Below are 24,576 nucleotides of genomic sequence, written 5' to 3'. Positions count from 1 at the left end.
ATGGCCTCGACCACCCCCGCAGCCGCCTCCCCGTCCACATCGTTGACCACCACCGCCGCCCCAGCCGCCGCCAACGCCTCGGCATACGCCCGGCCCAGCCCACGGCCCGCACCAGTGACAACGGCCACCTTGCCCGAAAGATCCATGAGATTCCCCCTGAGTTGTATGGGTGGATGATGCAAACATATGTCACTTATGTGACGATCGTCAAAGATTTGCCCAACGTCTGGGCCTGATGATGCGTAGCCGCCGATGATGGCGACGGGCAGGCGTCACGGGCAGGCCGCACCTGGCCCGGACGAGCCCGGGAGACGATCCGGGTCAGGCCAGGACGACGCTCTCCAGCCACCGGCCGACGCGCTTGACCATCTCGTCGTCGAAGGTGCGAGTGTCGACGTTGTCGGCGTGAATCTCGATCACCGGGAAGCCGGCCGCCTCCAGCGCCCTGGCGGTGAAGTAGCTGCCCCGGGGGTCGTCGGAGACGAGGTGAACCACGCCGTCGATGCCGTGCAGGCGGGCCTCCTTCACGTACCACTCGCTCGACCACGGCGGGGTGTAGAGCTGGTCGGTGAAGGCGGCGAAGCGTGCCGCCAGGGCCCTCATGGGGTCGTCGCCGTAGCGGATGTACCCGTCGGCGGCGACGGCGAGGTACATCGACCAGACGAACACCGCCCCGTACTCCTCCTGGAAGCGCTGGTAGAAGCCCATGTCGTACCAGAGACCGCGGCCGATCCACATCAGCCGGGCCCGCTCGCCGGGGCACGCGGCATGGCCCGCGTCGACCCGGTCGCGCACCTCCTCGTAGAAGCGCTTGGCCATGTCCCGGGCCCACTCGGTGCCGCGATGCCACTGAGGGAGCATGACGCTGGGGATGCTGTCGACGACGCCGAGCGGAGCGGGCCGGGTGCGGGCGATGAGGTCGCGGGTCTTCCTGTTCCACTCCTCCTGCTCGTTGACCAGGGCCATCACCTCACGGAAGCGGGACTCGCCGAATCGTCTTCCGGTGGTCGTCTCCAGGAACCTGACGAGGTTCTCCAGCTCCGCGGTGAGCAGGTCCAGTCTGGCCGGGCCGACGGCCTCTTCCCACCGATGCGGCATGAGCTCCCACCAGTTGAGGGGAACCTCGTTCTCGGCGGCGCTCTCCAGCGGATAGAAGGTGACCCCGGGCTCGTGACCCCAGATGTCGAAGATCTTGCGGGTGACGTCGCCGGAGGCGTCGCCCACGACGATGTCCGGTCTGGGCAGGCCTCCCCAGGGGCCGGCCTCCGGCTCCGGATCGAAGGCGGAGCCGAGGGTGACCGAGTTGTACTGCTCGGAGTAGTCGGGGTAGCCGCGCTGCCGCACCAGCTCCAGGTAGTGCCCCGAGCGCTGCTTGGCGGCCACCAGGGACGCCCACCACTGGCTGACCGCGTACGGGATGTCCATCGTGCGGAAGATCTCGTGCGGGACGTCCGCGTTCAGCAGGGCGAACGGCTCGCCGGCGGCGACCCGCCGGCGCAGGTCGGCGAACCATTCGCGCTGGTGTCTGCCCGCCTCGGCCGCCGTGGCGAGGGATTTCACACTGCGCATGGGTGTTCCTTCCGCAGGGCGGTCAGGTCGGCACGCCCGTATTCCTGGCGCTCCAGCAGCACGGCGGGGATGTCCAGCGCCGCACGCTGCGCGGGGAAGTCCCAGGCCGGGGCCTCGTCGCCGATCCTGCAATAGGCGACGAAGAGCTCGGCCCGGCAGTGCCGTACGGCTGTCGCCGCGTGCGCGGCGCGCTCGCTCGCCGTGGCGCGGTGGGCGGTCGGACCGCTGTGGTGGTAGTGCTCGGCCAGCGCGTCGAGGCCGCCCGCGCCGATCGGTTCCTTCAGTGAGAGATCGCCGAAGGAGTGGTCCTCACCGACGATCACATAGCCCTCGGATTCGACGGCCTCGTACACGTGCGGCGTGTCGTGGTCGCTGCCGCTCAGGAAGACGCGCCGCCCGGCGTGTTCCTCGAGCTGTCCCGCCTCGGCCAGCAGCCGTTCGAGCAGCGCGATGTGCTGGTCCACGGGCAGGGCCGCGTTGACCACCGCGAGGAACTGCCGCCCCGTCAGGCGGGCGGGCACGGCCCTGCGCAGCTCGGCGACGGCCGCGAGCAGGCGGCGCCGCTCGTCGTGCGCCGCCACAGCCCCGGCAAGGTCGAGGGGCCGGCCGGTCCAGGCCTCCAGCCTGGCCGCGAACTCGCCGATCCTGCGACGGTTGTACTGGGCGGTCGTGCGGTGCGGCAGGTGCAGGATGTCCACGAGGTACGCCTCGGGCAGTCCGGTTGCGGGTTCCACGCGACGCAGCTCGCGCAACGCGTAGAACAGCCGCAGGGAGGCCTCGCAGTCATGCGAGACCACGACGCGATCCAGATCGCCGAAGGACCCGGCGAGCAGCCGGGCGAGCACCGAGCGGGCCATCGGGTCCACCCCACCGCCCAGATAGCGGTCTGCGAGCGCGGAGCCGGACTCCGGGTCGCCGGTGAGACGGAACGCGCGCACCCCTGCCGCGGTCAGCAGTTCGACCGGCACGTCCGCCCCGACGTAGCCGACGACCGGAGTCCGGTCGCCGGCCCGGCCGTCGATCCGGCCGTCGGTCCGGTCCTTCGAGGCGGCCGGAGGTGCGCCGCGCCGTGCGTACGCCTCCTCCAGCGCGGCCAGCGCCGTAGCCATGTCAGATCACCCCCTCTTCGGCCAGCGCCTTGAGCTCGTCGTCGGAGTAGCCGAGCAGTCCGCCGTAGACCTCGGCGTTGTGCTCGCCGAGGCCGGGCGCCGGCCGGTCGAGCCCCGCCTCCGAGGCGGAGAAGCGGATCGGCACGCCGGTCCCGTACAGGTCACCGCGGCGATCCTGGCCCGGACGGTGACGCGGATGCTCCAGGGGCACGACCTCCTCGCGTTCCAGCACGAGCGGGTCGCGTACGGCGTCGCCGGGCTCACGCACCTCGGCGGCGGGCACGCCGTGCCGGGCGAGCAGGTCGAGGATCACGGCGAGCGGACGGTCCGCCGCCCACGAGCCCACCAGCTCGTGCAACTCGCCGGCGTTGGCCACACGCGCGTCCCTGGTGGCGAAGCGCGGGTCCGCGGCCAGGTCGTCGCGTCCCATCGCCGTGAACAGGCCGCGGGCGAAGGCGTCGGTAGGGCCGCACAGCGCGAACCATCCGTCCGCGGCGGGGAACGTTCCGAACGGCGCCAGCCTCGGCACGGTCGTCCCCGTGCGCATCGGCAGGCCCAGCTTCTCGTAGGCGTCGAACGGCTCGCACGCGACCAGCGAGGTCAGCGCCCCCAGCATGGACACGTCCACGTGCTGGCCCTGGCCGGTGGCGTCGGCCCGCAGGACCGCGGCGAGCGTGCCGATCACCGCGTACAGCGGCGCGACCAGGTCGCCCACCGGCAGCCCGAAGCGGACAGGCGGCTCGCCGGGCGCGCCCGCGGTCATCATCACGCCGCTAAGCGCCTGGATGATGGTGTCCATCGCCTTGCCCGAGCCAGGACCGCCCTGCGCACCGAAACCGCTGATCGACGTGCACACGATGCGCGGGTTGATCGCGCTCGCCCAGTCGTGGCCGATGCCGAGCCGCGTCATGACGCCGGCGCTGTAATTGTCGATCATGATGTCCGACACCCGGACCAGGCCGGCCAGGACGTCGCGGGCCTTGGGGTGCTTGAGATTGAGCGTGACGCTCTGTTTGTTGCGGCCCCGCAGGAGCATCGACACGGACATGTCGTCGTCCCCGTGGCGGGCCAGCGTCAGCCCGTCGGCGCCGATGTAGGGGGCGTTGTTGCGGGAGCTGTCGCCCCCGGTCAGCGGATTCTCCACCTTGATCACCCGGGCGCCGAGCCCGGCCAGCAGCAGGGTCGCGTACGGTCCGGACAGTGCGGTGGTCAGATCGATCACCGTGCGGCCGGTGAGCGGACGGTCAGCCACGCAGCACCACCTCGTCTCCCTCCCAGTGGAACTCCGTCTTCAGGCCCGCCTGTCGCGTGATGCGCTCGATGTACGACACGACCCGCCGCCCCTCCTCGTCGTCCCCGAGCGGCACAGGGCGGCCCGCGTCGTCGATCCAGCAGGGCACGATTCCGGCAGAGATCAGGCCGGCCGCGCCCAGGCCGTCCCGGTCGAACCGGCAGACCGCGATCGCGGTGTTCCGGCTCTCGGGGTGGAAGGGGTAGTACGGCATGTCCGGGTCGGGGGCGAAGCCGTACAGCTCGACTCTGCGGCGCGCCCACGCGACCCGTTCGCCCGCGTCGCCCGTGGTGGGCGTCAACGCGTGGGTGACGGTCACGAAGTTGCCCAGGCCGTGGTAGATCGGCCTGCCGCGGTACATCTCGACGCCGCGCATGATGTGGGCGTGGTGGGCGAACACGGCGTGCGCGCCGGCGTCGACGGCGGCATGGGCCACGGGCCGCTCGTACATCGCCAGGACGGCGGGCGTGTGCCCGACGCCCTTGTGCAGCGACACCAGCACGACGTCGGCCTCGGCGGCCAGGGCCGCCACGTCCTCGGCCATCCGCTCCAGGGAGGCGGGGTCGGCGAAGGTGTAGACGGCGGGCGGCCCGCCGGGGCTGGCGTGGTCGAGTTCGTAGTGGGTCAGCACCTTGACGTACGCACAGCCGGGCTTGCGGCTGGTCGCCCAGGACTCGCGGGGGCCGACGCAGTTGTAGCTGAGCACGCCGATCCGCAGCCCGTCGCGTTCCACGACGGCGGGACGGCGGGCCTCGTCGAGCGTCATGCCGGCGCCCGTGGTGGCCAGCCCGGCCCCGGTCGCGTACGTGATCGTGTCTGCCACCCCCTGGTCGCCGACGTCGTAGACGTGGTTGCCCGCGAGCGTCACCACGTGGAAGCCCGCGTCGGCGACCGCGGAGAGCGCGGCGGGATCGGCGGGCGGGGCGGGGACGTCGGTGCTGACCTGGGCGGTGGACGTGCTGTGGGGCACCTCGATGTGGCCGATCACCACATCGCCTCGGTCCAGCGTCTCCCGGGCCGGGGCGAAGAAGGACGCGGGATCGGGCTCGTCGACGACGAGGTCGCCGACGGCCATTACCGTGAAGCTCACGAGGTGGACTCCTCCTCCAGCACGCGTTCGTCGGGGGTGTGCGCCGCGCGCCCGGAGTAGCGCGACAGGAAGGCGCGCAGGCGGGGCGAGGCGGGGTTGTCGAAGATCTTCTCGGGAGTGCCGGTCTCGACCACCCGGCCGTTCTCCATGAAGACGCACCGATCGGCCACCTCGCGGGCGAAGCTCATCTCGTGCGTCACGATGATCATGGTCATGCCGCCGCGGGCCAGGTCGAGCACGACGCTCAGCACCTCGTCCACCAGCTCGGGGTCCAGAGCGCTGGTGGGCTCGTCGAACAGCATGATCCGCGGGTTGGTGGCCAGGGCCCGGGCGATGGCGACGCGCTGCTGCTGTCCGCCGGAGAGCATCCGGGGATGGGCGTCCGCCTTGCCGGCGAGCCCCACACGCTCCAGCAGCCGCAGCGCCTCCTCGCGCGCCTGCTCCGGCCTCCGTCTGTGGACCAGCACCTGCGCCTCGATGACGTTGCGCAGCACGCTCCAGTGCGGGAACAGGTTGAACTGCTGGAAGACCATGCCCATGCGGCCGCGCTGGGCGGCCACGCGCCGGTCCGGAAGCGGGCGCAGGTGGCCCCTGTGGAACTCGTAGCCGAGCAGGTCCCCGTCGAGGTACATGGCCCCGCCGTCGATGCTCTCCAGCTGGTGGACGCAGCGGACCAGGGTGGACTTGCCCGACCCAGACGGGCCGATCACGGTGACGACCTCGCCCTCGCGCACGTCCAGGCTCACCCCGTCGAGCGCCACGTGGTCGCCGAACCGCTTGCGCACGTCGCGGACGCGCAGGACCGGCGTGTCGCTCACCGCTGCCCCTTTCCGAAGTGCCGCTCCAGGCGCCGCTGGCCGAAGGACAGGCTGATGACCACCACCAGGTACCAGGCGCAGGCGACGATCAGCAGCGGCACGATCTCGTAGGTCCTGTTGTAGATCACCTGCACCGAGTAGAGCAGGTCGGCCATCGCGATCACGCTGACCAGGGAGGTGCCCTTGAGCAGGCTGATGAACTCGCTGCCGGCGGGCGGGACGATCACCCGCATCGCCTGCGGGAGCACGACCTTGACGAAGCTCTGCCTCGCCGTGAACCCCATCGCGCGAGCGGCGTCACGCTGGCCGCCGTCCACGGCCAGGATGCCGGCCCTGACGATCTCGGCCATGTACGCGGCCTCGTGCAGGGTGAGCCCGATGACGGCCGCGGTCAGCGAGCTGATCACGGAGTTGGTCGGCCACGAGACGAAGGTCGGGCCGAACGGCACGCCCAGCGGAATCCGCGGCAGCAGGTAACCGAGGTTGAACCAGAAGATCAGCTGGACCAGGGGCGGGATGCTGCGGAAGACCGTGACGTAGACGCCGCAGGCCCAGGCCACCGGCCGGAAGCCGCTCAGCCTGCCCGCCGCGAGGAGCACCCCGAGCACGCTGCCCAGCAGCATCACGATGACGGTGAGCAGCAGCGTCATGCCCAGGCCGCGCAGGACGTTCGGGTCGAACAGGTACGTGCCGGCCACCGGCCACTCGAACCGCGGGTTGGTGACGAGGAACCAGGCGAACTGCGCGATGAGCACGAGCAGCACGGCGCCGGCCACCCAGCGCAGGGGGCGGATGCGCGGACGGGCCGAGGCGACGTCCACGGCCCGTGGTGCCACGGTCTGTGGTGCCACGCTCATTGCGTCGCCGCGGTGTTCATCTTGGGCTCCTGGACCGCCACCTTCTGGAGCCCGTACTTGTCCATGATCTTCTTGTACTCGCCGTTCTTGAAGATCTCCTTGAACGCGTCGAGCATGACCGGGCCGAGACCGCTGGACTTGGGCACGAGCATCGCCAGCTGGTCGACGCCGGCGCCCTGCTCCTCGGTCTGCGTGACGTACGTGAAGGCGTCCTTCTCCTTGGAGAGCACGTCGAGCGCGGCGCTCTCGGTCATGCCGGCCGCGTCGGCCCGGCCGGACTTGGCGGCCAGGATGGTGCCGTTGGTGTCGGCGAAGCCGATGAAGTCGAGCCCCGGCTTCCCCTGCTTGGCGCACCATTCGGTCAGGCGCTTGGCCTGGTCCTCCACGATGCTGCCTGCGGTGCCGGCGACGCGCTTGCCGCACAGGTCACCCGAGCTGCCGATGGCCGAGGACCCGGCCTTGGGGATCAGGTAGGAGGTCCGGGTGACCATCCACACGAGCGCGTCGAACTGCTTCTCACGGTCGGCGCTGTCCTTGACCGGACCGTTGAAGGCGTCGTACCTGGAGGCGAGCATGCCGGACAGCGCCGCGGGCAGGCCGCTGACGATCGAGATCTCGGTGCGGACCCCCAGCACCTTGCCGAGGGCGTCCTGCAACTCCTTGTCGATGCCCGTGACGGTCTTGCCGTCGTTGGCGACGATCCGATAGGGCGGGTGGGAATCCCCGGCAAATCGGATGACGCCCGCTTCCTTGATGCTGTCGGGCAGGGCGTCGTACAGAGTCGTCGCACCGGCCGGCCGCTGCGTCTCGCCGTCGCCTCCGCCGCAGGCTGCGACGCCGGCGAGGGTCAAAGCCGCCGCGCCCGCGAGGATGGTCCTGGGGATTCTCATGGTGATCCTTCCGCGACCAGCTAATGCTGCAGTTATTTTTGCGGTCGTGGGGATAAGTGTCACACCTAGAGACGCACACCTGTCAAGGGGCGGCTGTGCGGAGGTGGAGACGAGCGGGGCGAGCCGAGACACCGCCCCGCCGTCGAGAGCGATCAGGTGAGCGCGAGGATGGAACTGGTCCTGTGGTGGGCGACCAGCTCGGCCAGCCCGGGCTCGAACTCCGCGACGATCTGCTTGACGCGGAACTCGGCGAGCGGCCCGAGGGTGTCGTAGATCTCCACGAAAAGGTCCCTGGCCGCGGCGCGCGGCCAGTCGGCCGGCAACAGCTCCGCCGGCAGGTCGGGGTCGTGGTTGGGGAAGGTCCGCCAGGTGTCCATGATCCCCGTACGCGCGACCAGCGCCTCGGACGCGCCGACCACGCCCCTGCGGACGCGTTCCAGAAGAGGCGAGTACTGGGCAACGAAGCCCTCATAGGTGCGGCGGAGCTGATCGAAGTCCCACGCCTCCTGCGGGGCGCGCATGCCCGCGAGGTCCAGGGCCTCGGCGCGGAAGACCGTCGACATGGGGATCTCCAGCTCGGTGAGCACGGCCGCCGCACTGTCGGCGTTCGCGGTCGGCGAGACCCACAGCCCGTCGTAGAGCGGGGCGAAGCCGAGCCAGCGCAGCCTGGCGCGCAGCGCGTGGCGCAGGTCGCGCTGCTCCTCGGAGATGGAGAACGCCGCCATCACCCATCGTCCGTCCCACGCGCCCTGTTCCAGGCCGAAGGACATGATCCGCTGCCGCCCCTCCAGCATCACCGCGGCGGCCCGATCGGTCAGGCGATAGTAGGTGCGCCGCCCGATCTTGGACGACTCCAGCAGATCCCGTTTCGTCAGGCGGCTGAGCGCGGCCCGGGCCGCCACGGCGGAGACACCGAACTCCTCGGTCAGCCGCACCAGGGCCGCCGACGGCAGCTGCTCGGGCCGGCTGATCCAGTAGTCCCCCAGAAGCGTCGTGATCAGGTGCTGCGGGGGTGCGCCCACTTGGAAGCGCGGAAAATCGACGTCCTCCGCCTCGGACCTCTCTCGATCATTCACATCAGGAGTATATTGACAACGTTTGAGCGTGCGCTCGTTATCAGAATGTCATGCTTTTGCGCGATCTCACGTCACCGTGCCGCGGCCACCGCATCAACCGTCCAGGTCGCCGCGGGCGATGAGGTCCAGCCGGTCGCGGTCGGTCGTCTCGTCGAAGCTCGTGTGACGGCGAGTCGCGGGCGGCTCCAGGGCCGCCACCTGCGCGAAGGTGTGATGGGCGGCCAGCCCGGCCAGCTCCGGGTCGAACTCGGCGAGGATCTCCCGGAACCGCTGCTCCGCCGGCTCCCCGAGCGAGTCGTAGATCTGCACGCACAGCCGCCTGGCCTCGTCGCGCGGCCAGCCGGCGGGCAGCAGCTCGGCGGGGAGATCGGGGTCGAGCGTGGGGAACACCCGCCAGTCGGTCATGATCGCGGTCCGCAGCCGCAGCGCTTCCGCGGGGCGCGGGACGGACTCCGCCAGCCGCTCGGCCACCGGCCGGTGGGCATCGATGAAGCGCAGGTAGCGCTCGCGCAGCACGGCCGTGTCGAAAGCGTGGTCCAGCACCGGGTCCAGGTCGTCGTCGGCGACCTTGCGGGCCCGGAACACGACCGCCCCGCGCACACCCAGCCTTCGCACGAGTTCGACGACGTCGTCCGTCTTGTCGTGCGGCGACACCCACACCGCGTCGAAGATCATGCCGAAGTGCAGCAGGCGCAGCCCGTCGCGCAGCGCGCGTCGGGTGTCCCGCTGGTCCTCCGGCACCGAGAACGTGACAACCGTCCACTGCCCGTCCCAGCGCGGTGTGACGGCGCCGAACGTCAGCAGCCGGCGCATGTGCGCGACGATCACGTCGGACGCCCGGGGCGGCAGTCCGTACGCGGTGGTGCGGCCGTCGCGGGAGCTGACCAGCAGCCCTCGTGCGGCGACCCGCCGCAGGGCGGCGCGGGCGCTGGTCGCGGTGATGCCGAACTCCTCCAGCAGCCGGACCAGCGCCGCCGACGGGATGTGCTCCTGGCGCCAGAACCAGTAATCGCCCAGCAGCGTGGTCAGCAGCCGCTGCGGTTCGGCCCCTTGCCGCGCCCTGGGCAGGGAGCCGGGTTCCGGCGACGCGGTCACCCGGCGTCCCTCCATGGTCAGACTCCTCAGCCGGTGTAGGTGCCCCAGCCGGCCACCTCCCGAAAACGGGCGCGTTCACCGGGCTCGACGTGCCCGAATCCTACGTCACCCGCCCCCGCGTGCGGACTCCTCCCGGCGATCTCGGTCGCGGTCCGGGGGTGCCGGAACGACCAGTGCACGGAAGGTCTCATTCTTCACCTCGCGGGACGTGGGGGCGCAGGAAACGGTCGGGGGTGTAGTGGACGAACTGCGCGGCACCCAGGTCCGGGTCCTCGGTGGCCAGGCGTGCGGCCAGCGTGCCGAGCCGATGAGCGTCCACGTCCGTCCAGCGGCCAGTGGTGACCCGGTTCCGCAGGGTCTGCACCGCGGCGACGAACTCGGCGCCGGTGTAGCGGCAGTGGCCGGGCCGGTCGACGAACGCCTGGCGCAGCATCGCCTGGTTCCCGGCGCGCCGCACCACGTCGGAGTAGGCGCGGGCCTGGGTGACGGTGGGGTAGTTGTCGCCACGCTCGTGCATCGTGAGGACCGGGACACCGAGCGCGCCGCGCGGGGTGAAGTAGTCCTCCATGTAGGTGACGGCGCCGGGGTCGGCGGAGACGCGCGGCGCCGCCGCCAGGGCCGCGAGGTCGGCGTCGAGGTCCAGTCCCGCACTGCCGTAGAGGGCGCGCACCTGCGTCATGCGCCCGGACTCCCGCAGTTCCCGGCGGTAGTCCACGCCCGTGTTCCAGGAGAAGTTCCCGCCTGCCCGCTGTTCGAGCGGGTAGCGGGGAGAGAAGACCGTCGCCATGAAGGCCGCGTACTCCTGGGCCTCCTGCGCCGCCCAGTCGCGCGCCGCGGGTTCGGCGGTGCCGGTCACCGACCAGGTGGAGACCTGGGCGAAGGACGCGGCGAGGGCGATGCGGGCCCGCCCGGCCGGAGTCTGCTGGGCGGCGTCCAGGACGGCGCGGGCGGCCGCGACGCTCCGCGTCTCCTCGTCGGCCGAGGCCGGCCGGACGAGTTTCACCGCGTCGTCGCCGGGGGCGAGCAGCGTCTTGAACGCGAAGGCCGCGTCGAGCGACTGGTTGAGCATCGCCACCGGCCCGGCCACCGAGGCGCAGTACGGCAGCGCGCCGTCGATCAGGTCGGGCCGCCGTTCCGCCAGGCCGGCCGCGATGGCGCCACCCATCGAGCCGCCCCAGGCCAGGGTGGTCGTGGGCTTCCCGGCGACCTCGGCGAACGTGGCGAGCGTGTCGGCGGAGGCCCGCAGGGTCTCCTCGACGGCCCAGCCGCTCCCGTAGGGCCGGGTGCCGGTCAGGGCGTACCCGTGGGCCAGCAGCCAGCTCTGCGCGGCGGCGTTGCCGCCGAGGTCGGCCGGCAGGTGCTGCGGGCCGGCGCCCTGGCCGTACCCCGGGCTGAACGTCAGCACGGTGCCGTTCCAGTTCCGCGGAACCTCGATCGCGTAGGTGGCGCCGCTCGGATGGACGCCCGTGACGCTGATGGGACCGGCCTGGCCGGACGCCGCCGAGGCGAGCGGCAGGCCGACGGCCGGCGGGAGGGCGAGCGCGAGAGCCGCCGCCGTGAGCGCGGTCACGGCACGGGTCGCCCGATTGATCACTGAACGGGGATTGATGTCCGCCTCCATGAGTGGGAAGCTGCTGCGACGCGAGATACGCAACAGTTCGTTGAACGGTCGTCCGAATTTAGCCGCTGATCACATTCGGCAGAAATCTTACGGTCGTCATAGAACTGTTGACAATGCTCTTGGGCCTGCTTACTTTGGCCCGACCACCTGCATGTGAGGAGCCTCGATGGTCCGAAAGTCAGCTCCGGGCGTCGTCGCGGCGGGTGCCGCGATCGCACTCCTGTCCGCCTGTGGTGCCGGTCCCGGTAGCACCCGGAACGCATCCGCCGACGGTGGCCGGCCCGACGAGCTGGTCTTCGCCGCGATCCCGTCGGAGCAGAGCGACAACCTCGAGGCGTCGTTCGCCCCGATAGTCTCCGCGCTGCAGAAGGACCTCGGCGTCCCGGTGCGGTTCCAGGCCGTCACCAGCAACGCCGCCGTCGTCGAGGCGCAGGTCGCCAAGCGGGTGGACGTCGCCGTCTACGGGGCCTTCAGCTACTACCTGGCCCGTAGCCGCGCCGACGTCGAGCCCGTCGCCGTCCCGCTGGCCGCCCCCGGCGGCGACCCCGGCGCCTACGCCTACGGGGTGACCCGCGGCGACGACAAGAGCATCGCCTCGCTCAAGGACGTCGCCGGCAAGGACGTCTGCTTCACCGACCCCGGCTCCACCACCGGCTACCTGCAGCCTCTCGCCTCGCTGCGGGAGGCCGGCGTCGACGTGGACAAGGACGTCAAGAAGGTGTTCACCCACGGGCACGACACGGCGGTCGCCTCGCTGCTGGCCGGCGACTGCGACATCGCCTTCGTCGGCGACGTGTTCATCGACCAGCTGCTGCCCGCCCGCGGCCTGCTCAAGCCGGGGCAGGTCACCAAGGTGTGGACCTCGCCGCTCATCCCCGGGCCGCCGATCGTGGTCGGCACGTGGCTTCCGCAGGACGTTCGCGACAAGATCGTCAAGACGGTGACCGGGCTGACCGCCACCGGCGCCGCCTCCGCCGGGCTCTGCAAGGGCAGCGAGATCAAGGGCCCGAAGAACTGGGGACAATACGCCGGTGCAGCGGCCTGCACCCTCGGCGCCTCCACCGCCTGGACGTTCGTCAAGGCCACCGACGCCACCTACCAGCCGATCGCGCGCATCTGCGAGATCACCAAGGCCGAGGTCTGCACGTCCGGTGGCTGAGGAACCCGCCGTGATCGGCGACCCCGTGCTGCGGCTGTCGGAGGTCGGCAAGGGCTTCCACGGCACCCCCGTGCTCGACGGTGTCTCACTGGACGTTCCGCAGGGGCAGTTCGTCGCGTTGGTCGGCCCCTCTGGGGCCGGCAAGTCCACGCTGCTGCGGCTGGTCAACGGCATGCACCTGCCGGACAGCGGCACCGTGCGCACCCTGGGCGAGAACCCCGCCGCCTGCTCCCGGAGCCGGCTGCGCGCCCTGCGTGCCAGGGTCGGGTTCGTCTTCCAGCAGTTCGGTCTCGTCGGACGGCTGTCCGCGCTGGAGAACGTGCTGATGGGGTCGCTGGCCACCCTGCGGCTGCCGAGATACGGGGTCATGAGCTATCCCCGCGCGCTGCGGGTCCGCGCCGTGGAGCAGCTGGACCGGGTCGGGCTGGCGGACCGGCGGTTCCAGCGCTGCGACACGCTCTCCGGCGGGCAGCAGCAGCGGGTCGCGGTGGCCCGGACCCTGCTGCAGAGCCCCGAGCTGATCCTCGCCGACGAGCCGGTCGCCTCGCTGGACCCGGCGGCGAGCGTGCTGGTGCTCGAGACCCTCAAAAGGATCAGCACCGAGGACGGCATCTCCGTCGTGTGCAGCCTGCATCAGATCGAGCTCGCGCTCGCCGCCGCCGACCGGGTCGTGGCGCTGCGCGACGGCCGGCTGGTGCTGGACGAGCCGGCGGCCGCCCTCACCGCCGAGCGGCTGCGGGAGATCTACGACACCGCGGGATCCCGCGATGGTTAGCACCTGCCCCGCCACGCACTCCCCGCCCGCGGCGGACCCGGGCCCGCTGCGGCCGCCGTGGAGCGCCCGCGCCCTCATCGCGGCGGGGCTGCTCGTCGCGGCCGTGGCCGTCACCTGGCTGACGTTCTGGTGGATCGGCCTGTCCCCCGCCTCGCTGGCCGCCGGGTTGGGCGACACCGCCCGGCTGCTGCGCCGGATGTGGCCGCCGGACCTGCCCGACGCCGGCGATGTCGCGGGGATGATCGCCGAGACGCTGCTCATCGCGGTGGCGGGCACCGGCCTGGCGGCGCTGGCCTCGGTGCCGCTGGCCTTCGTCGCCGCGCGCACCCACCGCGGCCCCCGCTGGCTGCGGCCTGCCGCCCAGGTGGTCGTCGTGCTGACCCGGGCCGTGCCGACGCTGGCCTTCGCGATCCTGTTCGTGCGGATCTTCGGCCTGGGCCCGCCGGCCGGCGCGCTCGCCGTCGCCGTGCACTCGGTGGGCATGATCGCGAAGCTGCTGGCCGACGCCGTCGAGGAGGCCGACCCCGTCCCCGCCGAGGCGGCCCGCGCGTGCGGGGCCGGCGAGGTGCAGGTGGCCGTCTCCACCGTGTTGCCCCGCGTGTTCCCGGCGCTGACCGGCATCGTGCTCTACCGCCTCGACATCAACATCCGGGCGTCGGCCGTGCTCGGCGTCGTCGGGGCCGGCGGCATCGGCGTGGCGTTGCAGACCGCGCTGGGCAGCCTCAACTACCACCGGGCGGCGGGCATCATCTGCGTGATCGTCGTCCTGGTGCTGCTGCTGGAACTGCTGTCGGTGGCGGTCCGCCGCCGCACGGGCCAGCAAAGCACGGGCCGCCAAAACACGGGCCGCCGCAGTACCAGGGCCGGCCGGTCCGGCGGGGACACGACGGGCACGGCCGCGCTGCCCGCCGGGCGCGCCCCGCACGACGTCGGCTGGGACCGCGGCCGGGTGCTGCGGGTGGCCGGCGCGGTCGCCACCGGAGTGGTCTTCCTGGTGTCGCTGTGGTCCGTGAGCCCCGACCCGGGCCGGCTGTCCGGCGCCTGGCCGAACCTGCGGGGCGTGCTCGCCGGCATGTGGCCGCCCGCGTTCTCCGGCGACCTGCTCATGGCGGTGCTGGAGAGCCTGCTCATGGCGCTGGGCGCCGCCTCGGCGGGCGCCGCCTGCGGGCTGGTGCCGGCCCTGCTCACCGCCGCCGGCACCACCCCCTGGCGGCCGCTGTCCGCGGTGGTCCGGGTGCTGCTGGTGGTGGTCAGGGGTATCCCCGACCTGGTGTACGCGCTGCTGTTCGTGGCCGCGCTGGGGCTCGGCCCGTTCGCCGGTTTCCTGGCGCTGTGGATCTCCTCCACCGCGCTGGCGGCCAAGTTCTTCGCCGACTCCCTGGAGCAGCTCGACCCGCTGCCACACGAGGCGCTGACCTCGGTCGGCGCCCGCAGGTGGCAGGCGTTCGCCGCCGGGATCTGGCCGCAGTTCGTGCCGTCGTTCACCGGCAACAGCCTGTTCGTGGCCGACCTGGCGCTGCGCGAGTCGGTCGTGCTCGGCATCGCCGGCGCGGGCGGCGTCGGCTACCTGATGCAGGAGTCGATCGCCACGCTCCGCTACGACACCACCGCCGCGATCGTCATCGCGATCGCCGTCGTCGTGTACGCCATCGAGACGCTCGCCCGGGTCGCACGCAGGCACCTGCTGTGAGCGGGCGGGCTCATGACGGGAAGGGAAGGGATTCCACCATGACCACCACCGCCGGCGGCCCCGGGCGCGCCTCCGACTGGGACCCCACCGCGCCGGAGACGTTCGACAGCTCCCACGAGGTCTACGCCGAGCTGCGGCGACGCTGCCCGGTGCCGTGGAGCGACGCGTTCGGCGGCTTCTGGGCCGCCACCCGCTACGCGGACGTGGTGCGGGTGGCCCGGGACAGCGAGACGTTCAGCACCGCGGTGCAGAACGTCGTCCCGCACGTGCCGCGCGCCCAGCGCCGGCCGCCGCTGCACTTCGATCCGCCCGAGCACGGAATCTACCGCGCTCCGATGGACAGGGTGCTGCGCCGCAGCGTGGTGCGGCGTCTCGAACCGGCCTTCGCGGAGGCGGCGCGCGAGCTGCTGGGACCGCTGCTGGCCCGCGGCGGCGGCGACTACTCCCAGGAGTTCGCGCTGCCGTACGCGGCGCAGTGCTTCGCGCTCTTCCTCGGCCTGCCGGTCGACCAGGTGCTGGAGATCCGCCGGATCGGCGTCGAGTACAGCTTCGCCATCCAGGAGATGGACCGGGCCCGGGTCATGGCGGCCAGTGAGGAGCTGTACGCGATCGCCCGGGCCATCGTCGAGGACCGCAGGGCCGCCCCCCGCGACCCGGACGAAGACCTCGTGACCAGCCTGCTGCGGGCGTCCGGCGACCCGGAACGGCCGATCCCGTACGACCTGGTCGTGGCCACCGTCCGGCAGACCATCGTGGCCGGCATCGGGGCCCCGCACGCCGTGCTGGGCAGCGCCGCGGTCCATCTGTCCCGTGACCCCGGCCTCCAGGACAGGCTGCGCGCCGACCCCGGGCTGCTGCCGGCGACGGTCGAAGAGCTGCTGCGCCTGTACGCCCCCTACCGGGTGTTCGCCCGCACCGCCACCCGGGACGTCGATCTCGGCGGCCGCACGGTGCGGGCCGGTGAGGCGATCGCGATGATCTTCCCCTCGGCGAACAGGGACGAGACGGTGTTCGACGACGCCCACCGGCTCGACCTGGAGCGACGGCCCAACCGGCACCTCGCGTTCGGGCGGGGCGCGCACCGCTGCCCTGGCGCGGCGATGGCCCGGCTGGAGATGAGGGCAGCGCTGGGCGAACTGCTCGCCGGAACCACCCGCGTCGAACCGGACGGCGAGGTGGAGATGTTCAACTGGCTGGAGTTCGGGCCCAGGTCGGCACCGCTGCGCCTCGTCCCCCGCCGCTGACCTGCGCCACTGACCTGCGCCACTGACCCCTGCCGCTGACCCCTGCCACCGGCCCTGCCACCGGCCCTGCGCCTCCGGACGCCGGTCGCCGCCTTCAGGTGCCCGCCCCTCGGCCCCGGCGTCGAAGGGGCGCGTACGGCGTTCCATATGACATTTACCGGGACCAGCGCCGCGTGGATGTCGCTCGTCAGGCCGCGGGCGGTGCGTCGACCTCGGTACGGCGGGCGGCTCGAACAAGCCCGGACCTGACCCGGATCGCGGCCGGTCGCCCCACCTCCACAGGCATACTCGGACGTTCACCGGGCTTCGCCTGCCGCCGCCGCACCGGCGTACGCCCCGAGCGCTCCGCACACCGCCGAGGCGGCAATCGGGGATTGACATTGGTGACAGAAAGCTGAACGATCGTCTGCGTTGGCGATGGCAATGTGCCTCACAACAGCTGCCAGGCACCCCGCCGGCCATTCGCGGACCTCGTCGGGCCCCGAGCCAACACCCCCTGCCCGTCCATCAACCGTGGAGGAAACGCGACATGCCTGCCCGCTCCATGACCGCGCGGACCCTGCTGGCGGCGACCGTGGGGGCCGTCGTCCTCGCCGGCTCCGGTGCCGCCGCAGCGTCGTCCGCCCAGAATCCGCCACCGCCGAAGCCCCCCACGGCCGGCGCCTCGACGCGGGCCATACTGCCCACGGTCCGTGAGGCCGCCGAGGGGTTGCCCGGACACACCGTGTACCGCCCGGCCGATCTCAAGGCACTGCGCAAGGGCAGCCTGCCCGTGATCGTCTACGGCAACGGCGCCTGCGCGACGAGCAACCTGGAAGGAATCACGTTCCTCACCGGCCTGGCCTCCCAGGGGTACATCGTCGTGGCCAACGGCGCGGTGGACGAGTTCGCCGTCCCCAACACCCCCGAGAACACGATCGCGCACCCGGAGGCGCTCCTCGCGGCCGCCCACTGGGCCACCGAGTCGAAGCAGGCCCGCAAGCAGTTCGACGGCCGGGTGGACACGACGCGGGTCGGCGTGCTCGGCCACAGTTGCGGCGGCGTCGAGGCCCTCGCCGCCGGGACCGACCCCATGATCGACGCGGTCGCCGGGTTCAACACCGGGTACTTCGCCGAGCCCGCCTTCGGCGGCTACGGGCGGGACCGTCTCGCCGATCTGCACACGCCGACGCTGCTGGTCAACGGCGGCCCTGACGACGTCGCCTACCAGAACAGCATCGACAACTACGCCCTGCTCGACGTTCCCGCCGCCCTGGTCAGCGACACGGCGGCCGGGCACACCGGTCTGATCGCGGGGCTCGAGGCCACCAAGGGCTGGCAGGTGGCCGCGGACTGGTTCGACTACGTCCTGCGCGGCGACCGGGCCGCGGGGGCGCGCTTCGTCGGCCCCGACTGCGGGCTGTGCGGCGAGAACGGGTGGAAGGTCGAGTCGAAGGGGCTGTCACTGTGATCGGCCGGAAGGCGACCGCGTGCCTGGCCGTCGCGCTGGCGACCGTCGTCGGAAGCGGAACCGCGGCCTCGGCGTCCGCCGGGCCTCCCGGCGGCACACCGTGCCTGACGGACTCCCCCGCCCACCCCACGTGCATCAGCGGCACCCTCGACGACGGCACACCGTACGAGTTCGTCGTCCCGGCCGGCTGGAACGGCACCGTGGTGGTCGCCCTCGACTTCGCCGGCACGGGCCGGAACGAGCCCCTGACCGCGCGTCTGCTGGCCGACGGCGTCGCCCGCGGCGGGACGAGCCGGGCGGTCACCGGCTGGGACATCCGGTCCGCCATCGACAACCAGGCCGAAGCGCTGGCCCGCTTCGAGGCCGCCTACGGCCGGGCACGCAAGGCGATCGCCTCCGGCACCTCGATGGGCGGTTTCGTCGCCGCCGGCGTCGCCCAGGTCCATCCTGACGCCTTCGACGCCGCCGTCCCGATGTGCGGCGGCCTCGGCGGGTCCGTCGGCCAGTGGAATCAGAAGCTCGACACGCTCTTCGTGCTCGAGCGCCTGGTCGCACCGGGGCTGCCGGTCGCCGACATCCCGGAGGACGTCGAGTCGGCCAGGAAGGCATGGATCGACGCCCTGGCCGCAGCGCAGCAGACCCCGGAGGGGCGGGCCCGGATCGCGCTGGCCGCCGCGATCGGCCAGCTTCCGGCCTGGGGCCGCAATCCCGACGGGTCCACGCCGCCGCCTCCGGACAGCGGGGACGCGAACGCGCTGGAGCAGGGCGCCTACCTCGCGCTCGCCGGCGGGCCCCTCCCCTACGTCGGGCAGGCCATGAGCAGCCGGCGCCAGATCATGGCGGTGGTCGGCGGAAACCCGTCCTGGAACACCGGCGTGGACTACGCGAAGCAACTGCGCCTGGCCGATCCCGCCCTCCGGCGTGCCGTCGGCGAACTGTACGAGGCCGCCGGCCTGAAACTCGGGGCCGACTTGAAGAACCTGGCCGACGCGCCCCGCATCGCGGCCGACCCCGACGCCGTCAAGCGGTTCTCTCGCGGCATCGTCCTGGACGGCGACCTGCGGATCCCCGTGCTGACCGTGTCGGGCACCGGTGACCAGATCTCCACCGTCGCCCAGCAACAGTCGTACGGGGAGAAGGTGCGCCGGGCGGGAGCGAACTCCCTGCTGCGCCAGACGTACACCGAAACCGTCGGGCACTGCGACTTCTCACCGGCGGAGCAGGAAGCGGCGCTGGCGACGATGCTCGACCGGCTGCGGAGCGGTCACTGGCCCGCGACGTCCGCCCCGGCGATGAACGCCCGTGCGGCGGCGCTGGCGGCCGACCCCGCCCCCCGGTATGTCTCGTTCACCCCGCCCCGGTTCAACCGCCCCTACCCCGGCTGACCCGCACGGGCCGGTGCCCGGGCCGCCCGGCCCGGGCACCGGCCTTTCTCCGGACAGACTGCCGGCCCGGGCCGACGTGCCGGGGCAGGGTCTCGCTCGGGGACGCTCTCGCTGGGGACGCTCTCGGTCCGGACGCGGCAGGGGACGCATGATCAGGACGTGTATCCGCAACGGTCACCGATCGTTCACCGAACGGTAACCTTAACTACGCCGTTTTGGGAGGTTGATGCGTCACTCTTCCATAGAAGCCGATTTGTCCAATTGAGGTGTGAAGTGTCTGAGTTCCTCGCCGCCGTACTCTCCCGGGCGGCCATCATGGTCCTGGAGGCGCTGCTCGTGCGTCTCGTTCAGGCTCTTGTGACGTCGACCTTCCGCGTCTCGCTGCCGCACGCGGCCTGACCGGCGGGCGTCTTCGTCGTCGCGGGCCGGTGGCGCCGGCCCGGCAGCACCGGCTCTCCCCAAGACGACCGTCTCGCCAGGCGATGACGCCAGGTGAACGGCCTGGCGAAGGGCCCGGTGAACGTGGAAGCCGGCTCCCCGGGGAGCCGGCCACTCTCCACACCGTCAAGGGAGACGGGAGCGCCGGGAAGTCGTGCCCGGCTCGGCGGCCCCTCGTCCCCTGGCGACGGCCACCGGCCCGTCCCTCTGGGCCCGTCGGCCTGCCGCCTCCCGCGGGATCGTCGTCCCCCGCGCGGATCAGTCCTTGAAGGCGTCCTTCACCTTGCCGGCGGCGTCCTTGACCTTCTCGCCGGCCTGCTTCATGTGGCTCTTGGACTGGTCGGCCCGGCCCTCGGCCTCCAGGCTCTCGTCGTCGGTGACCTTGCCGAGCCCTTCCTTGGCCTTGCCGGCGACCTCTTCCGACTTGTTGCGGAACTTGTCCTCCGTGCTCATCCGGACGCTCCTCTCGGTTCCAGAAGCTGACGAACTCCCTCTTTCCGCTGGTGAAGGGGCTAAACGCCGCTCGGCGTGTCGCCGCTCACACCCCGCAAACACAATCCCACCAAAACGGGAAGAAGTGACGAATCGGGCGTACGCTAGGAATAAGGACTACAGCACACACCTCTGAAGGGTGGTGTGACGTATGACACACGGTGCCGACATCGGGACGCATCCCGACATCATGCAGATGCGCGCTCGCTACGAGGCCGCCGCGGCGAATCCCGCCGCGCAGCTCGCCGATGGTCTCACGCTCCTGAGCGGCCTGTATCTAGCGCTCTCGCCGTGGATCGTCGGATTCAGCGGCACGCGGACTCCGCTCGCCGTGAACAACCTGATCACCGGCCTCGCCGTGGCGCTCCTGGCGATGGGGTACAGCTCGGCGTTCGGGCGCACCTACGGAATCTCCTGGGTCGCCCCGCTGCTCGGTATCTGGACCATCATCGCCCCCTGGGTGATCCGCGGGGGCATGGCGACCACCTCGACGATCGTCAGCAACGTGGTGGTCGGCGCGCTCATCCTGCTCTTCGGCCTGGCGACCATGCGGTTCGGCATGATGGAGCGCGGGCAGCCCGGCGGCTTCCGCTCCACGGGACCGACGCACATGGGACCGGCCCACTGACCGGACCCCGGCCTCCGGCGGGCGGCGCCCCGCCCCGCGCCGGACACCCGGCGCGCAGGCGCGGCACCGCCGTCCCGAGAACGTCGTTCCGGCGCGGCCGACGCCATGGGCGTCGTGTCACCGGCCCCCGTTACTCTCGTCTCGTCGGAGACGAGAGGACGGTGGCGGCGTGACGACAACGGCCCCCGTCGCGAGTCCGGTGGACTTCGCGGCGTACGGCGACTACACGATCAAGGCGGCCACCCGGCCGGACGGGTCGTTCGAGCGACCCCTGTACCGCTTCCGCGACCGCGTGACGGCCGACGGGAGCGGCGGATATCCCGCCGAGCCCGGCCGGTATCACCTGTACGTGTCGCTGGCCTGCCCGTGGGCCCACCGCTCGGTCATCGTCCGGGCGCTCCTCGGCCTGGAGGACGTCGTGTCGATGTCCGTCGTCGATCCCGTGCGCGACGGACGCGGGTGGGCGTTCCGCGAGGGTCCCGGCCACGGCCCCGACGAGCTCAACGGCTTCACGCTCCTGCGGGAGGCGTACGAGGCGACCGAGCCCGGCTACGACGGCCACGTGTCGGTGCCCGTGCTGTGGGACCGGCGCACCCGCCGGATCGTCAGCAACAACTTCCCCGACATCAGCCTCGATCTCGGCCAGGCGTTCGCGCGGTGGGCCAGGCCGGGGATCGACCTCTACCCGGAGGACCTGCGGGGCGACATCGACGCGCTCAACGAGCGCGTGTACGCCGACGTCAACAACGGCGTGTACAAGTGCGGCTTCGCCGAGAGCCAGGAGGCGTACGACACGGCCGTGACGACGTTGTTCGTGGCGCTCGACGAGCTCGAGGAACGCCTTGACGGCAGCCGCTACCTGTTCGGCGACCGGCTCACCGAGGCCGACGTCCGCCTGTGGGTCACGCTGGCCCGGTTCGACACGGTCTACGTGACCCACTTCAAGGCGAACCTCCGCCGCCTGGCCGACTACCCCAATCTCTGGCGCTACGCCCGCGACCTCTACGCGAACCCCGCCTTCGGCGGCACCACGAACGTCGACCACATCAAGCGGCACTACTACGGCACCCACCCGAAGATCAACCCGCTGCGCATCGTGCCCGCGGGGCCGGTCATCGACTGGAGTTCGTAGCTCACGCGGAGGGCAGCGCCTCACACAGCCGGTCCAGCTCGTCCTCGGTGTTGTAGTAGTGCACCGAGGACCGCACGAGCGAGGGCAGCGCGCGGGCCTCGAAGTCCCACCGGGCGGAGGACGCCGCGGACACCGAGACGTTGATCTTCGCGGCCGACAGCCGGGCGGCCACGTCCCGGCTGTCGCGCCCGTCCACGGTGAACGTCACGATGCCGCACCGCCGCGCGCCCCGGTCGTGCACGGTCACTCCGGGGATCGCGGCCAGCCGCCCGCGCAGCGCCTCGGCGAGCCCGGTCACCCGCTCCTCGATGGCGTCGAGCCCGAGGCTCAGCGCGTAGTCGGCCGCCACGCCGAGACCGATCTTTCCGGCCACGTAGCCCTCCCAGTTCTCGAACCGCCGGGCGTCGCCGCGCACCTCGTAGGAGTCGGCGGAGGTCCATTCGGCGGCGTGCAGGTCGAGGAACGGCGGCTCCAGGCGGTCGAGAATCCGCCGCGAGCAGTACAGGAACCCGGTGCCACGCGGCCCGCGCAGGAACTTGCGGCCGGTCGCCGACAACAGGTCGCAGCCGATCTCGCGGACGTCGACCCGCATCTGCCCGACCGACTGGCAGGCGTCCAGCAGGAACGTCACCCCGGCCTCCCGGGCCACGGCGCCGATCTCGGCCGCCGGGTTGACCAGACCGCCCTGGGTCGGCACATGGGTGACGGCGATCAGCTTGACCCGCTCGTCGATCATGTCGCGCAGCGCCTCGACGGACAGGGCGCCGGTCTCGTCGTCGGGCACCACCTCGACGCGCACGCCGTGCCGCCTCGCGATCTGCAGGAAGGCGATCGCGTTGCTGGCGTACTCGGCGCGCGCGGTGAGGATGCGGTCGCCCGGCTTCCACGGCAGGGAGTAGAAGGCCATGTCCCAGGCGCGGGTGGCGTTCTCGATGAGGGCGATCTCGTCGCGGTCCGCGCCGACGAGCTCGGCCAGCGCGTCGTAGGCCCGCTCCGACCGGTCGAGGGCGGCAGCGGCCGCCTCGTAGCCGCCGGTGCGCTCCTCCAGACGCAGGTGGTCCACCACGGCGTCGGTCACCTGACGCGGCGGCAGGGAGGACCCGGCGTTGTTGAGGTGGACGACGTTCTCGCATCCCGGCGTGTCCGCCCGCGCCCGTCCGACGTCGATGGTCACGTGAAGCCTCCCAAAAGATCCCGAAAGCCCCATTCTGCCCGGTCTGCAACCCACTTTCCTGTGCGCATGGGTCCTGGTGGCCGACCGGGGTTTCGCGAATCCGGCATCGCATAATGAGGTATGAGCACCTCCTCCCCCGCGGGCGGCTGGACGTTCCTCACCAACCACGCGCACGTCCTGCTCGCGCTGTCCCGCGATCCCGACGCGCGACTGCGGGACGTCGCCGAGTCGGTCGGGATCACCGAGCGGGCGGCCCAGGCGATCGTCTCCGACCTGGAGGCGGCGGGCTACCTGCGCCGTGAGCGTGTGGGGCGGCGCAACCACTACACGATCAACCCGCTGGCCCCGCTCCGCCACCCGAGCGAGCGGCACCGGCACATCGGCGAGTTCCTCGAACTGTTCGGGGCCGCGGTTGACGTACGAAGCTGATTTCCTGAATACTTGAACACAGTTCGAGGGGGAGTACCCGGCTTCCTCAGCGTCGTCATCACGGCCGCCGTCCTAGGGCGTCCCGGCGCGAGGGTCACCGCTGAAGGTGGCACGGGGAGACCGTCGGCCTGCCGAGCCCGCCCATGCGGCGGTGAGGAGGGTGACGATGTCTGTGCCCCTGTGGGTCTGGGCCGCGGTTCTGGCGGTAATCCTCGCCATGCTCGCCGTGGACCTGTTCGCCCACCGCCGGGCCCACGTGGTGGGCGTCCGCGAGGCGCTGGCCTGGTCGGGAGTGTGGATCGCGCTGGGCCTCGGCTTCGGGGCCGTGGTCTGGCTCGCGTGGGGGCCGGAGGCGGGCGGAGAGTACCTGGCCGGTTACCTCATCGAGAAGTCCCTGGCCGTCGACAACGTCTTCGTGATCGCGCTGCTGTTCTCGTTCTTCGCGGTCCCCCGCGAACTGCAGCACCGTGTGCTGTTCTTCGGCGTGCTCGGCGCGCTGGTCTTCCGCGCGGCGTTCATCGGCGCGGGCGCCGTCCTGCTCGACCGCTTCCACTGGATCCTGTACGTCTTCGGAGCGTTCCTGCTCTACACCGGCGTGAAGATGGCCAGGCACTCGGCGATCGAAGTGCACCCCGACCGCAACCCGGTGCTGCGCGCGATGCGCCGGCTCATCCCCGTCACCGACTCCTACCAGGGCCAGCGGTTCCTCGTGCGGCAGGACGTGGACGGGCAGGACGGGCGGCCGGGCCGCAGGTGGGTCGCGACGCCGCTGCTGGCCGTCCTGGTCGCGGTGGAGACCAGCGACATCGTCTTCGCCGTCGACTCGATTCCGGCGATCTTCGCCGTCACCTCCGAGCCGTTCCTCGTCTTCACCTCCAACGCGTTCGCGATCCTGGGGCTGCGGGCGATGTACTTCCTGCTGGCCGGGGCCATGCACCGGTTCGGCTACCTGCGGTACGGCCTGGCGGCGATCCTCGTGTTCGTCGGCGCGAAGATGCTCCTGGCGGACGTGTACAAGATCCCCGTGTGGCTGTCGCTCGCGGTCATCTGCGCCTGCCTCGTGATCGCCGTGGGCGCGAGCGCGTACAGGAACCGCCGCGAGGAGCGCGAGGGAAAGGACCTGGCCGCCCGGGATCGCCGGTAGCGAGGGTCCGCCCACGGGCG

The 24,576-nt window shown here is 71.7% G+C and carries 25 protein-coding genes; 11 read left to right on the top strand and 14 right to left on the bottom strand.

Annotation, left to right across the window (positions count from 1 at the left end):
• From ABZ860_RS37300 to ABZ860_RS37245, 12 genes are all read right to left on the bottom strand, one after another.
• On the bottom strand, nt 1-146 hold a 146-nt coding region (locus ABZ860_RS37300; RefSeq protein WP_357229799.1), incomplete at its 3' end, for an SDR family NAD(P)-dependent oxidoreductase.
• A gap of 175 nt (nt 147-321) precedes the next feature.
• Nucleotides 322-1,569: a 2-hydroxyacyl-CoA dehydratase family protein gene (locus tag ABZ860_RS37295; protein WP_357229797.1), complete on the bottom strand. Its 1,248-nt coding sequence runs from the start codon at nt 1,567-1,569 to the stop codon at nt 322-324.
• The gene (locus ABZ860_RS37290) at nt 1,557-2,678 is read right to left on the bottom strand and encodes a 2-hydroxyacyl-CoA dehydratase family protein (protein WP_357229795.1); all 1,122 of its coding nucleotides are present in this window, start codon (nt 2,676-2,678) and stop codon (nt 1,557-1,559) included. Before ABZ860_RS37290 ends, ABZ860_RS37295 begins: the two co-directional genes overlap by 13 nt.
• 1 nt (nt 2,679) lies before the next feature.
• Nucleotides 2,680-3,930 (bottom strand): CoA transferase, encoded by a 1,251-nt coding sequence (locus tag ABZ860_RS37285; protein ID WP_357229793.1) that lies wholly within the window; start codon nt 3,928-3,930, stop codon nt 2,680-2,682.
• Nucleotides 3,923-5,059, bottom strand: coding sequence for a CapA family protein (locus tag ABZ860_RS37280; protein ID WP_357229791.1), 1,137 nt, complete (start codon nt 5,057-5,059; stop codon nt 3,923-3,925). The genes ABZ860_RS37285 and ABZ860_RS37280 overlap by 8 nt, the downstream gene beginning before the upstream one ends.
• Nucleotides 5,056-5,877, bottom strand: coding sequence for an amino acid ABC transporter ATP-binding protein (locus ABZ860_RS37275; protein ID WP_357229789.1), 822 nt, complete (start codon nt 5,875-5,877; stop codon nt 5,056-5,058). Before ABZ860_RS37275 ends, ABZ860_RS37280 begins: the two co-directional genes overlap by 4 nt.
• Nucleotides 5,874-6,734 carry an amino acid ABC transporter permease gene (locus ABZ860_RS37270; protein ID WP_357229787.1) on the bottom strand — a complete coding sequence of 287 codons (861 nt, stop codon included), beginning with the start codon at nt 6,732-6,734 and terminating at the stop codon, nt 5,874-5,876. The genes ABZ860_RS37275 and ABZ860_RS37270 overlap by 4 nt, the downstream gene beginning before the upstream one ends.
• Complete coding sequence (locus ABZ860_RS37265; RefSeq protein WP_357229785.1) at nt 6,731-7,624, bottom strand: transporter substrate-binding domain-containing protein; 894 nt, start codon at nt 7,622-7,624, stop codon at nt 6,731-6,733. Before ABZ860_RS37265 ends, ABZ860_RS37270 begins: the two co-directional genes overlap by 4 nt.
• Before the next feature lie 152 nt (nt 7,625-7,776).
• Nucleotides 7,777-8,700, bottom strand: a complete 924-nt coding sequence (locus ABZ860_RS37260; RefSeq protein ID WP_357229783.1) for a PaaX family transcriptional regulator C-terminal domain-containing protein — start codon at nt 8,698-8,700, stop codon at nt 7,777-7,779.
• 93 nt (nt 8,701-8,793) lie between these two features.
• Nucleotides 8,794-9,810, bottom strand: a complete 1,017-nt coding sequence (locus ABZ860_RS37255) for a PaaX family transcriptional regulator C-terminal domain-containing protein (RefSeq protein ID WP_357229781.1) — start codon at nt 9,808-9,810, stop codon at nt 8,794-8,796.
• Between the two features lie 11 nt (nt 9,811-9,821).
• Nucleotides 9,822-9,986: a hypothetical protein gene (locus tag ABZ860_RS37250; RefSeq protein WP_357229779.1), complete on the bottom strand. Its 165-nt coding sequence runs from the start codon at nt 9,984-9,986 to the stop codon at nt 9,822-9,824.
• Nucleotides 9,983-11,416, bottom strand: coding sequence for an alpha/beta hydrolase (locus tag ABZ860_RS37245; protein ID WP_357229777.1), 1,434 nt, complete (start codon nt 11,414-11,416; stop codon nt 9,983-9,985). The genes ABZ860_RS37250 and ABZ860_RS37245 overlap by 4 nt, the downstream gene beginning before the upstream one ends.
• 166 nt (nt 11,417-11,582) lie before the next feature.
• Here ABZ860_RS37245 and ABZ860_RS37240 point away from each other — a divergent pair, with 166 nt between their 5' ends.
• The 7 genes from ABZ860_RS37240 (at nt 11,583) to ABZ860_RS37210 (ending at nt 19,518) form a co-directional block, all read left to right on the top strand.
• A complete protein-coding gene (locus ABZ860_RS37240; RefSeq protein ID WP_357229775.1) occupies nt 11,583-12,575 on the top strand; it encodes a phosphate/phosphite/phosphonate ABC transporter substrate-binding protein in 993 nt (330 codons plus the stop codon).
• Nucleotides 12,568-13,350: a phosphonate ABC transporter ATP-binding protein gene (gene phnC / locus ABZ860_RS37235; protein ID WP_357229773.1), complete on the top strand. Its 783-nt coding sequence runs from the start codon at nt 12,568-12,570 to the stop codon at nt 13,348-13,350. The genes ABZ860_RS37240 and phnC overlap by 8 nt, the downstream gene beginning before the upstream one ends.
• Nucleotides 13,343-15,040 carry a phosphonate ABC transporter, permease protein PhnE gene (gene phnE, locus ABZ860_RS37230; protein WP_357229771.1) on the top strand — a complete coding sequence of 566 codons (1,698 nt, stop codon included), beginning with the start codon at nt 13,343-13,345 and terminating at the stop codon, nt 15,038-15,040. Before phnC ends, phnE begins: the two co-directional genes overlap by 8 nt.
• Nucleotides 15,041-15,078: 38 nt before the next feature.
• Complete coding sequence (locus tag ABZ860_RS37225; protein WP_357229769.1) at nt 15,079-16,284, top strand: cytochrome P450; 1,206 nt, start codon at nt 15,079-15,081, stop codon at nt 16,282-16,284.
• 529 nt (nt 16,285-16,813) lie between these two features.
• The gene (locus ABZ860_RS37220) at nt 16,814-17,734 is read left to right on the top strand and encodes a hypothetical protein (protein ID WP_357229767.1); all 921 of its coding nucleotides are present in this window, start codon (nt 16,814-16,816) and stop codon (nt 17,732-17,734) included.
• On the top strand, nt 17,731-19,119 hold the full coding sequence (locus tag ABZ860_RS37215; protein ID WP_357229765.1) for an alpha/beta fold hydrolase: 1,389 nt from the start codon (nt 17,731-17,733) through the stop codon (nt 19,117-19,119). Before ABZ860_RS37220 ends, ABZ860_RS37215 begins: the two co-directional genes overlap by 4 nt.
• Before the next feature lie 273 nt (nt 19,120-19,392).
• On the top strand, nt 19,393-19,518 hold the full coding sequence (locus tag ABZ860_RS37210) for a hypothetical protein (protein ID WP_357229763.1): 126 nt from the start codon (nt 19,393-19,395) through the stop codon (nt 19,516-19,518).
• Nucleotides 19,519-19,815: 297 nt separating this feature from the next.
• Here the strand turns inward: ABZ860_RS37210 and ABZ860_RS37205 are convergent, their stop codons facing one another.
• Nucleotides 19,816-20,010: a CsbD family protein gene (locus ABZ860_RS37205; protein WP_030506614.1), complete on the bottom strand. Its 195-nt coding sequence runs from the start codon at nt 20,008-20,010 to the stop codon at nt 19,816-19,818.
• 190 nt (nt 20,011-20,200) lie between these two features.
• On the opposite strand from ABZ860_RS37205, the gene ABZ860_RS37200 reads away from it, so the two are divergent.
• Both ABZ860_RS37200 and ABZ860_RS37195 read left to right on the top strand, forming a co-directional pair.
• Nucleotides 20,201-20,677, top strand: a complete 477-nt coding sequence (locus tag ABZ860_RS37200) for an SPW repeat protein (protein ID WP_357229761.1) — start codon at nt 20,201-20,203, stop codon at nt 20,675-20,677.
• A 169-nt stretch (nt 20,678-20,846) separates the two neighbouring features.
• Complete coding sequence (locus ABZ860_RS37195; RefSeq protein WP_357229760.1) at nt 20,847-21,809, top strand: glutathione S-transferase C-terminal domain-containing protein; 963 nt, start codon at nt 20,847-20,849, stop codon at nt 21,807-21,809.
• A gap of 1 nt (nt 21,810) precedes the next feature.
• Here ABZ860_RS37195 and ABZ860_RS37190 read toward each other — a convergent pair whose 3' ends face one another.
• Entirely contained in the window at nt 21,811-22,983 is a 1,173-nt protein-coding gene (locus ABZ860_RS37190) for an aminotransferase class V-fold PLP-dependent enzyme (protein ID WP_357229758.1), read from the bottom strand.
• Nucleotides 22,984-23,103: 120 nt separating this feature from the next.
• Here ABZ860_RS37190 and ABZ860_RS37185 point away from each other — a divergent pair, with 120 nt between their 5' ends.
• Together ABZ860_RS37185 and ABZ860_RS37180 are read left to right on the top strand one after the other, a co-directional pair.
• Nucleotides 23,104-23,412 carry a helix-turn-helix domain-containing protein gene (locus tag ABZ860_RS37185; protein WP_357229756.1) on the top strand — a complete coding sequence of 103 codons (309 nt, stop codon included), beginning with the start codon at nt 23,104-23,106 and terminating at the stop codon, nt 23,410-23,412.
• A 166-nt stretch (nt 23,413-23,578) separates the two neighbouring features.
• The gene (locus ABZ860_RS37180) at nt 23,579-24,556 is read left to right on the top strand and encodes a TerC family protein (protein WP_357229754.1); all 978 of its coding nucleotides are present in this window, start codon (nt 23,579-23,581) and stop codon (nt 24,554-24,556) included.
• Nucleotides 24,557-24,576: the final 20 nt, after the last annotated feature.

This window comes from Microbispora sp. NPDC046973 (genome assembly GCF_040644495.1).
Classification (GTDB): Bacteria; Actinomycetota; Actinomycetes; order Streptosporangiales; family Streptosporangiaceae; genus Microbispora.
This window is presented reverse-complemented; position numbering and strand designations above follow the sequence as displayed.

Coding starts and splice junctions, on each gene's coding strand:
- ABZ860_RS37295 (WP_357229797.1), bottom strand. CDS start 1,569: ATGCGCAGTGTGAAATCCCTCGCCACGGCGGCCGAGGCGGGCAGACAC.
- ABZ860_RS37290 (WP_357229795.1), bottom strand. CDS start 2,678: ATGGCTACGGCGCTGGCCGCGCTGGAGGAGGCGTACGCACGGCGCGGC.
- ABZ860_RS37270 (WP_357229787.1), bottom strand. CDS start 6,734: ATGAGCGTGGCACCACAGACCGTGGCACCACGGGCCGTGGACGTCGCC.
- ABZ860_RS37265 (WP_357229785.1), bottom strand. CDS start 7,624: ATGAGAATCCCCAGGACCATCCTCGCGGGCGCGGCGGCTTTGACCCTC.
- ABZ860_RS37255 (WP_357229781.1), bottom strand. CDS start 9,810: ATGGAGGGACGCCGGGTGACCGCGTCGCCGGAACCCGGCTCCCTGCCC.
- ABZ860_RS37250 (WP_357229779.1), bottom strand. CDS start 9,986: ATGAGACCTTCCGTGCACTGGTCGTTCCGGCACCCCCGGACCGCGACC.
- ABZ860_RS37245 (WP_357229777.1), bottom strand. CDS start 11,416: ATGGAGGCGGACATCAATCCCCGTTCAGTGATCAATCGGGCGACCCGT.
- ABZ860_RS37240 (WP_357229775.1), top strand. CDS start 11,583: ATGGTCCGAAAGTCAGCTCCGGGCGTCGTCGCGGCGGGTGCCGCGATC.
- phnE (WP_357229771.1), top strand. CDS start 13,343: ATGGTTAGCACCTGCCCCGCCACGCACTCCCCGCCCGCGGCGGACCCG.
- ABZ860_RS37225 (WP_357229769.1), top strand. CDS start 15,079: ATGACCACCACCGCCGGCGGCCCCGGGCGCGCCTCCGACTGGGACCCC.
- ABZ860_RS37220 (WP_357229767.1), top strand. CDS start 16,814: ATGCCTGCCCGCTCCATGACCGCGCGGACCCTGCTGGCGGCGACCGTG.
- ABZ860_RS37205 (WP_030506614.1), bottom strand. CDS start 20,010: ATGAGCACGGAGGACAAGTTCCGCAACAAGTCGGAAGAGGTCGCCGGC.
- ABZ860_RS37200 (WP_357229761.1), top strand. CDS start 20,201: ATGACACACGGTGCCGACATCGGGACGCATCCCGACATCATGCAGATG.
- ABZ860_RS37185 (WP_357229756.1), top strand. CDS start 23,104: ATGAGCACCTCCTCCCCCGCGGGCGGCTGGACGTTCCTCACCAACCAC.
- ABZ860_RS37180 (WP_357229754.1), top strand. CDS start 23,579: ATGTCTGTGCCCCTGTGGGTCTGGGCCGCGGTTCTGGCGGTAATCCTC.